Origin of the sequence: Affinirhizobium lemnae (assembly GCF_022968395.1) — a bacterium.
GTDB classification, from domain to species: Bacteria; Pseudomonadota; Alphaproteobacteria; order Rhizobiales; family Rhizobiaceae; genus Neorhizobium; species Neorhizobium lemnae.
This window is the reverse complement of sequence record NZ_JALJQZ010000085.1, coordinates 1-7436: the sequence shown is the minus strand read 5'-3', so window position 1 is coordinate 7436 and position 7436 is coordinate 1. Positions and strand designations below refer to the sequence as shown.

Genomic DNA, 7436 nt, shown 5'->3' with positions numbered 1-7436 from the left:
CCAACTTCATGGGATTCGTCAAACTCGCAGCCATCGCCATCTGGCTCAAATAGCTAAATCGTCACTACCGCCTAGGGTGGCTCGCGCGCAAGCTGACGCTTCAGGCCACTACATAGAAAGCGTGTTTCTGGCCAGCAAAGCGGATGAGTTCGCGGCGTGTCCATTGGCGTGAGATGAGGAAGAACAAGGTCAGCTTTCTATGCGGCCTGCCTTGAGGGGATTTTTAGATGTCATTACTGACACCAATTCACCGCTTTGCCGTTGAGGCTATGGCCGAAGCAAGCCGTCTCCAAGATACGGCAGTCATTGATCAGTTCGTGAAGGCCCGTGGCCTGAAGGAATGTCCACCGGAAGATGACCGGTTTATGTGGGCCTATCAGCTCGCAGTGCCGGGTGAACGGCTAGTTCTTCAGTATCGATACTACGACACGTCACAAGCCTTCAGTTTGGGACCTGACAAGAACATCAACCTGTTAAAGCTTATTGTGGACGGGCAGGTCGTGGCACACGAAACTACCGACTTTCTAGACAAGTCGATCTACTGATTGGTTCGCCTGCTCAATAGGTGCCGTGAATGGAGCAGAGCTTGCGGCCGATGAAAGTGTGCCTCAGTATGGTAATACTAACATCATCGGGACTGGCCATGATCGACTCAATTCAAGTAACCGACCCAATGTACCCCTTCATCGATGCGCCTCCAGGAGACGCACGAAAAAGAATTCTCCGTCCCGATTGGAATGTAAATAAACAAATCGCCCTAAACATAAGGACGATTGATTATTTAATGCAATTCGAAGAGATGCATGCGTCTCAAGCTCTCAATAACCTGATTTTAGGTTATTATTCCCTGGACTACAAGAACGCTGACCTTGCCCAGAAAGCACGTTATGATGAATTACTGGCGATACAAAAGCGCTGGCGCGATAAAATGACACTATCTACATGCGGAAGCCACCCCATGATTTCCGCCGCGCAGCTTCTGCCACAGCAAATTCACGACTAGTAAACCTTCCTATAGGCCTCTCTTTCTCGTCATACAGATACCAGACACCGTTTAATTCCCCGACTGTGAAACCATTGGGGAGTTCTTCGCTGCTATCCAATTGCTTGATTGATGGATACCGTTGCTGTGCGTCGTGTTTTTGCGGTGGCATCGACGGATTGCTACCGTATTTTCGCAGGCCTTGCGTGTCGCTTGGACTTACAGCATTTGGCGTGGGGTTCAGTCTTGGACCACCGCCCATTGCTGCCGAACCACTCTCGCCGCCGACACCCGAGCCATCACCTTCATCCTCAGCTTCGTTTAGGAATTTATCAGTCATCCGTTACACCTTTTACCAGAACGCCTGACGACTATCGAAAACAGGTAAGTAAACTTCTAAAGCAATGGACCAGGTTAATGTGAAACTGGCCCTACTGCCATCCGCTTCATTAACCATATTTCTAACGCACAAATTCCCCGCTAGACTCCCGGTACCGCCGCTGAGTATGTTCCGCCCCAGTTTCAAACACGGAGCCCCACGATGATATGCATCGTCAATCTAGGAAAGACCTTCCTCAGCTCCATCTGAAGTAAGGACACTGTGTCCTCTACCTCCGGATGGGCTGCCACCCATGTGCGCCCAGGAGGTATCTATGCGCCCATCAAAAAATGTGCTGCACCACGTGTTGGTGCGTCGTGCCATTCTGACCGAATTGCGCTCCGGTGCCGGAGCCGACATTCGCTCTCGATTTGAGGTGTTCCAAGACACCGGATCGGACGCGGACAAGGATGCAATCGTCGGGATGCGTACGACACGATGGTAAGCAGTCCCCATTCCCCCACTCTGATTGACGGCGAACCGATGCTGTGGGTTGAGCCGCTGCGCCACGAGGGTGTGCGTAACGTCACTCCTAAGCATCTGTTGAACACGAACGGTTCGTCCGTGTTCAACAATCGTGAGGTGCAGCACGAAAGCGGCACTGAGAAGAAGGTTGCCTCGTTCCTGAAAGCCCAGCCCGGCGTTGTCGAGGTGCGCTCGCAGTTCATGACAGTTGAGTATCATGACGAGGAAGGCGTGCTTCACAAACACACCATCGACTATTGCGTCCGTGATACACGCGGCCGTTGGGAGGCCGTTGCGGTCAAACAGGAGAAGAAGAGGGCGGAAGTCGAGGCCGTCTTTAACGGTATGCTGCCCGAGTATCGTGATCGTTTTCATAAACTGACGATCATGACCGAGCAGGATGTTCCTTGGTGGGTCGTGCGCAATGCCGATAGCATCCTGTTTTATCGAGAATTACACGACGACCATCACGTTCAAACTCTGCTGGATGAGCTTCAGCAGCGAGCCAAAGCTAAGGTGTGCTTCTACCAGATGTACACGCTGGGCATCGACCGGCCGTCCCGTACGGCCGCCATATGGCGGCTCATCGACCTTGGGTACCTAAAGCCCGAGCCAGGCCTCATCAATGAGCTGACCTGGTTCACGGTCGAAATCTAATCGCCCCCTAGCCCACAACCCATTCCATCCCAGCCCAGCCACTTCGAGCACCTTTCGGAGCACGGCGAAGCTATGTCCAAGGAGGACACCATGACTGACAACTCTGACGCTAACGGCAAGCTTGAACTGCGTCCCGTTCCGGAAAGCACACCTTCAATCCCCCTCATGACGCCGAGCGACCGTTTCGTTTATGAGGGCACACCCCTCATCGCGATTTCGTACCGCGCGACGGATACATTATTCTTTCACGAGAATGATCCGATGACGCACAGGCGCATCAAGCATACCGAAATCGAACTCGCAATCGATGAGGGTCGCGCACAGTTTTACCCTGGTTTTTACACTGAGACGGGTGTGAAGGCTTACGAGCGGTTCGGCAACAAAACCGTCGACGAGTTTAAACCCGACGGCGTTGCCATTGCTCGCTACCACGAATTCCTCGTCTTGAAACACCGTGCCTGGTGTGTCGAGGTTGGGCAGTATGTGCCCCGCAGCCTGAAACCAGCAGCGGAAATGCCCGGCGGGCGTTCATTGGAAGAGCTGTTGCTGACTTGGACCGTCGAGTACCAGCTGCTTCAGAAGGAAAAAAACGAAGAGACTGGGAAAGTAAGAAAGAAACGTGCCGGTAAGAAGACCAACGGCTTTGAAGTGCCAACAGTTCGCAGCTTCAACTCATACGTTAGCAAATATGAAGGCTGTGGTGACGATGTGCGTGCGCTCATTCCCCAGCAGAAGGGGCCGAAGCGCCGTCACCTGCAGGTCGAATGCGCCGAAAGCTATGCGATCTGGCGGCAGGCTGCTGCCGAATATGCTTCGAAACGCAAAGTGCCGATGTCGAAGGCACGGAAAATCGCGAACGCCCGCATCCACGAAGCCAACAAGGCGCGAACTGAAGGCCAATCCAAACTGATCTTTGTCGAGCGCAAGCGCTTTGAGAATATGATTAAACAGCTGAGGGCCTTCGACGTTCTCGCTGCTCATGAAGGCGAGCCTTACGCTCATGCAGTCTACAAGCCGAAAATGGATTCTTACGACGTAGTTCGCCCCGGTGAGCGTGTCGAATTCGACGACTGGAATGTCGATTGCATTACCCTGATGAAAGAAACCGGCGTCTGGTTGCGTCTTCCTGCCAAATTTCAGACCGCCCTGGAAAAAGCCTCAGCAGACAAACCCCAGCGCATTTGGTTCGTGGGTGCAATTGACGCCGCGACCGCCATGCCTTTGGCGCTGAAGGCAACCCGAAAGCCTTGTGCTTCCGCCGTAGTCGAGGCCCTCGAAATGGTAATGTCGGATAAGACACACATTTCGAACCTCGTGGGTGCAAAGACGCCTTGGGCCGCAAAAGTGCGGCCGGAGAACGTGTTCACTGATAACGGGACGCCCTACATCGCTGATATCACACGTGACGCCTTCCTCATGAGCAGCGTGTCCCTGACTCGACCGCCAGCGGGTCAAGCATGGAAACGACCGTTCATCGAATCGCTGTTCAAGACATTTGCGAAAGACTTGATGTCGTATTTCGATGGTCGCACGTTTTCCAACGTTGTCGAACGTCGCGACTACGATTCCGTCGCTAATGCAACCCTAATCGTCGACGAGTTCATGGTGATCGTTTATCGCTGGCTTTGCGATGTGTTCATGAACACTCCCAGTGCCCGCCTGAACGGATTGACGCCCTATGAGGCGTGGGAACTGAAAAAGCGTACCTATCCGATGCGCCCAGTTCCTGGTCGACACGAAAAACGTCACATCTTCGGAGTGAAGAAGGACAAGACCATCCGCAGCGAAGGCATTGTCCTTCACGGCATTCCATACAACTCCGATGAACTCCAGTCGTATCGCCGTAAGCACGGTTCGAAGAAGCTCTTCCCCGTCCGCTTCCATCCTCGCGACCTGGAATCGATTTCCGTCCACACTGAGGACGGATGGTTGACGGTCGGAAATTGCATTGGAGTACCTCCGTATGTTTGCCTCGAAGAATGGTACTTGGCGAAAAAAGAACTTGAGCGGCTAAACGAAGAGCGATCAGCGCGCTCTGCGCCCACCATGTATGACGGCATCAACTGGGTACATGGCGTCGTAGATGCTGCTGCTCTGCGTGGTGGTATTTCCCCCCATATGCGAAGTGCCGAAGACATGTCTCGCGCCACTGCGAGGCTTTTCGAAGGCCGCGCCATCACGAAGGCAGAAGCTGGTGAGCTGGCACTTCTGGCAACGCCTGCTCCTCAGGCAACTCCTTTGCTTCAGGGGCGTGTTGGAGAGCTTCCTACCGAAATCCTGGCCCCGAAGGCCCCGAAAAAGAAGGCTGTCGAGCCCGAGGTCTACATCAACCCTGATGTGGATGAGGCTGTTGCCGACATTGATGAGGACGACGAAGATTCCCAACTCGGAGATTACAAGTAATGAGCAATTTCAGCGACATGTCCATTGAGGACCGCAAGCTCCATATGGAGCTGCAATACTATCTTCAGCTCAAAGACAGGGAGCTTGAGGACATGGTAACCGATCTCGTCAATAACGCGAAGCGCTGCGAGAGGGGAGGCGGATCGAAAGATCGTATTCTCTTCGTAATCGGGCACTCTGACACTGGAAAAAGTACCGCCCTCGCACGCCTGTTCAAACGAATGGAAGCGTTTCAGCCATACGAGGATGAGTTCGGAAAGCGCGTGGTTCCGTTGCTGAGCATAAGGTGTCCGCCCGACTGTTCACCCAAAAGCTTGGCCGACACCGTTTTGAACAAATGGAATCTGTACGCCAAAGCCAACCAGAATGCGGTTTCGCGGTGGGCTATGATTGCCCGGCAACTGCAGTTTAGAGGGATCAGGTACCTGCACTTCGATGAAATGCAACACGTGAATACGGGTGGGACTGAAGGCGCGATACTGCAGGTGCAAGATTTTGTGAAGGGCTTAACGGAGATCGACGATTGGCCGCTTCACTTGATCCTTTCCGGTACGCCCAAGATGAAACGCTTTATGGAGAGCGATGAGGTTGCCAATCGAGCGAAGGTCCAACGCTTCCATCTCGTGAAATCCACAAAGAAAAACGCGGAAGCTATCGGCAAGGTTGTGCGCCAAATCGTGGAAGACGACGCAGGGCTCCAGATTGGGTGGACTGAGGAAGACGAGCTGATTGCCCGGCTGATCGTGGCGTCTAAGGGTGCATTTGGGACCATGATCAAGATTACCCAGAAAGCGTGTTTTCGCGTCCTGGATAGCGCCGGGACAAACGTGACCATTGGGGACTTTGCCGCCGCGTACAAATCCCGGCGCGGGAACCTCGCAGCTGACAACCCATTCACGACTACCGATTGGAGGAGCATCAACCCTTCGCACTCCCTGTCTGACATGGATTAGGTGGAAAGGAGACTACTAAATGAGCAACTTTGGTTGACTTCCACATGTCGTGTTGCCCTTTGACGACGAGACGGCGGAGAGTTTTGTAGCGCGGTTGGTCTTGGCGAATGGCTTTCATTCTCTGGCTGAGTTTTGCGACTTTACCGGTACCCGCCAGGGCGGAATCATTGCAATGGATCGCGACGAACTCGATGCGGTAGTTCGGTGGAGCGGCGTATCGGAAGCACGCCTGCAGGCGTTCGCCATCAGGCGAGATGGCATCGTTGCTTTTGGTGCTGCGCAAGTGAAGCGTACACAGTTGAGGGCAACTCACCGCAGGTACTGTCCGCACTGCTTTTCGGACGACATTCGAAACGGGACAGGTTATCCTAGAACCCGCATTTACATGCGGGCAACTTGGCGTTTGAGCGTGATCTCTAGGTGCTCGCGACACGGAGTTCCGCTTGTCGATCTTCCCGAAGATTTTGACACTCTTGATCTGAAAGCACTTACAGATATCAACGTGAAGTATGCAGTGGCATCTGGCGCATTGCCGCATGATCGGTACTTTTCAGAGCGACTGTTAGAACCACCTGCCACTTCTTATCTCGACACGCTGCCCCTCTACGTTGCCGCTGAACTTTGCGCGGTTCTCGGAGGGCTTCATCACTTCGCCGCCGAAGGAAAGATTTCTGATCGCGTGCCGGGAGGCATGACGAACCCCGAGTGTCTGGCGTCAGGATATGCAATCGCTGCGGAAGGGCGAGAGGCAGTCTGGGATTTCCTGACGTCGTACATCGTGAAGATGGTCGGTAAAGCTTCCAAATACCCGATGGTCTATTCGCTGCCGTTGAGATGGCTGCGAGACGAGGTCCCCGGCGGTGATTACGGCTCAATCAGGGAACTGTTTCAGGATCACGCCGAGAAACATCTTCCACTTGAACAAGGCGAAACATTCCTGACTGTCGTCAGCCGCAGGCGGGTTCACACCGTATATTCTGCAGCAAAGGAATACGGATTACCGGAGGCTCGCGTTCGCGATGTTGTCATTAATCAGGCAGGTGGGAAGGCCGTCATCGCGGTCTTTGGGAGCCGCAGTGTCGTTTTTCGTAAAGACGAGGCCCACGCGTTACTGATTGATGCCGCATCGCAGTTGACAACGACCCAAGCCGCCGAACGTCTGGGATGTGCAATGACGCAAATGGAAGCACTGTTGAACGAGGGATATCTGCCATTCTCAACAAATGGCGAGGCCATGGGCCGAGTGTACCGATGGGTGTCGGCTGACGAGGTACAGCGGTTTCAGGATCGCGTTGAGGCTCGTCTTTCGCCTACTCCGACAGAACACGATCTCGTACCGGTTCTGGACGCTACCAAAATCTGCCATCGGGCGTTCGTTGAGATCATCGCACTCATTCTGAGTGGCCAGCTGGCCCACGTCCAAATGTCGAGACCGGAATTTCGGCTCGATAAAATCATGGTCAACCCGACTGAGATCGACGAGCTTTCTGGATCGGGGTTCGGAGGAGAATTCCTTGATCGCGCTAGGCGGTAGTGACGATTTAGCTATTTGAGCCAGATGGCGATGGCTGCGAGTTTGACGAATCCCATGAAGTTG

Annotated in this window: 8 protein-coding genes; 7 read left to right on the top strand and 1 reads right to left on the bottom strand. The window is 53.7% G+C overall.

The window, feature by feature from the left end:
* Nucleotides 1-227 precede the first annotated feature (227 nt).
* Together MUU53_RS22650 and MUU53_RS22645 are read left to right on the top strand one after the other, a co-directional pair.
* Nucleotides 228-545, top strand: coding sequence for a hypothetical protein (locus tag MUU53_RS22650; RefSeq protein WP_247262871.1), 318 nt, complete (start codon nucleotides 228-230; stop codon nucleotides 543-545).
* Nucleotides 546-574: 29 nt separating this feature from the next.
* On the top strand, nucleotides 575-1003 hold the full coding sequence (locus MUU53_RS22645) for a hypothetical protein (protein WP_247262870.1): 429 nt from the start codon (nucleotides 575-577) through the stop codon (nucleotides 1001-1003).
* On the opposite strand, the gene MUU53_RS22640 is transcribed toward MUU53_RS22645, so the two are convergent.
* A complete protein-coding gene (locus tag MUU53_RS22640) occupies nucleotides 939-1322 on the bottom strand; it encodes a hypothetical protein (RefSeq protein WP_247262869.1) in 384 nt (127 codons plus the stop codon). The two genes, MUU53_RS22645 and MUU53_RS22640, sit on opposite strands and share 65 nt — an antisense overlap.
* A gap of 313 nt (nucleotides 1323-1635) precedes the next feature.
* Here MUU53_RS22640 and MUU53_RS22635 point away from each other — a divergent pair, with 313 nt between their 5' ends.
* The 5 genes from MUU53_RS22635 (at nucleotide 1636) to MUU53_RS22615 (ending at nucleotide 7373) form a co-directional block, all read left to right on the top strand.
* Nucleotides 1636-1806, top strand: coding sequence for a hypothetical protein (locus MUU53_RS22635; RefSeq protein WP_247262868.1), 171 nt, complete (start codon nucleotides 1636-1638; stop codon nucleotides 1804-1806).
* The gene (locus tag MUU53_RS22630; protein WP_247262867.1) at nucleotides 1800-2483 is read left to right on the top strand and encodes a PDDEXK family nuclease; all 684 of its coding nucleotides are present in this window, start codon (nucleotides 1800-1802) and stop codon (nucleotides 2481-2483) included. Before MUU53_RS22635 ends, MUU53_RS22630 begins: the two co-directional genes overlap by 7 nt.
* 90 nt (nucleotides 2484-2573) lie before the next feature.
* On the top strand, nucleotides 2574-4886 hold the full coding sequence (locus tag MUU53_RS22625; RefSeq protein ID WP_247262866.1) for a Mu transposase C-terminal domain-containing protein: 2313 nt from the start codon (nucleotides 2574-2576) through the stop codon (nucleotides 4884-4886).
* Nucleotides 4886-5839, top strand: a complete 954-nt coding sequence (locus tag MUU53_RS22620; protein ID WP_247262865.1) for an ATP-binding protein — start codon at nucleotides 4886-4888, stop codon at nucleotides 5837-5839. The genes MUU53_RS22625 and MUU53_RS22620 overlap by 1 nt, the downstream gene beginning before the upstream one ends.
* 49 nt (nucleotides 5840-5888) lie before the next feature.
* A complete protein-coding gene (locus MUU53_RS22615; protein WP_247262864.1) occupies nucleotides 5889-7373 on the top strand; it encodes a TniQ family protein in 1485 nt (494 codons plus the stop codon).
* Nucleotides 7374-7436: the final 63 nt, after the last annotated feature.

Bases quoted from the DNA above. Each gene is read 5' to 3' on its own strand.
- MUU53_RS22640 (WP_247262869.1), bottom strand. From the start codon at position 1,322: ATGACTGATAAATTCCTAAACGAAGCTGAGGATGAAGGTGATGGCTCG.
- MUU53_RS22625 (WP_247262866.1), top strand. From the start codon at position 2,574: ATGACTGACAACTCTGACGCTAACGGCAAGCTTGAACTGCGTCCCGTT.
- MUU53_RS22630 (WP_247262867.1), top strand. From the start codon at position 1,800: ATGGTAAGCAGTCCCCATTCCCCCACTCTGATTGACGGCGAACCGATG.
- MUU53_RS22645 (WP_247262870.1), top strand. From the start codon at position 575: ATGGAGCAGAGCTTGCGGCCGATGAAAGTGTGCCTCAGTATGGTAATA.
- MUU53_RS22620 (WP_247262865.1), top strand. From the start codon at position 4,886: ATGAGCAATTTCAGCGACATGTCCATTGAGGACCGCAAGCTCCATATG.
- MUU53_RS22635 (WP_247262868.1), top strand. From the start codon at position 1,636: ATGCGCCCATCAAAAAATGTGCTGCACCACGTGTTGGTGCGTCGTGCC.
- MUU53_RS22650 (WP_247262871.1), top strand. From the start codon at position 228: ATGTCATTACTGACACCAATTCACCGCTTTGCCGTTGAGGCTATGGCC.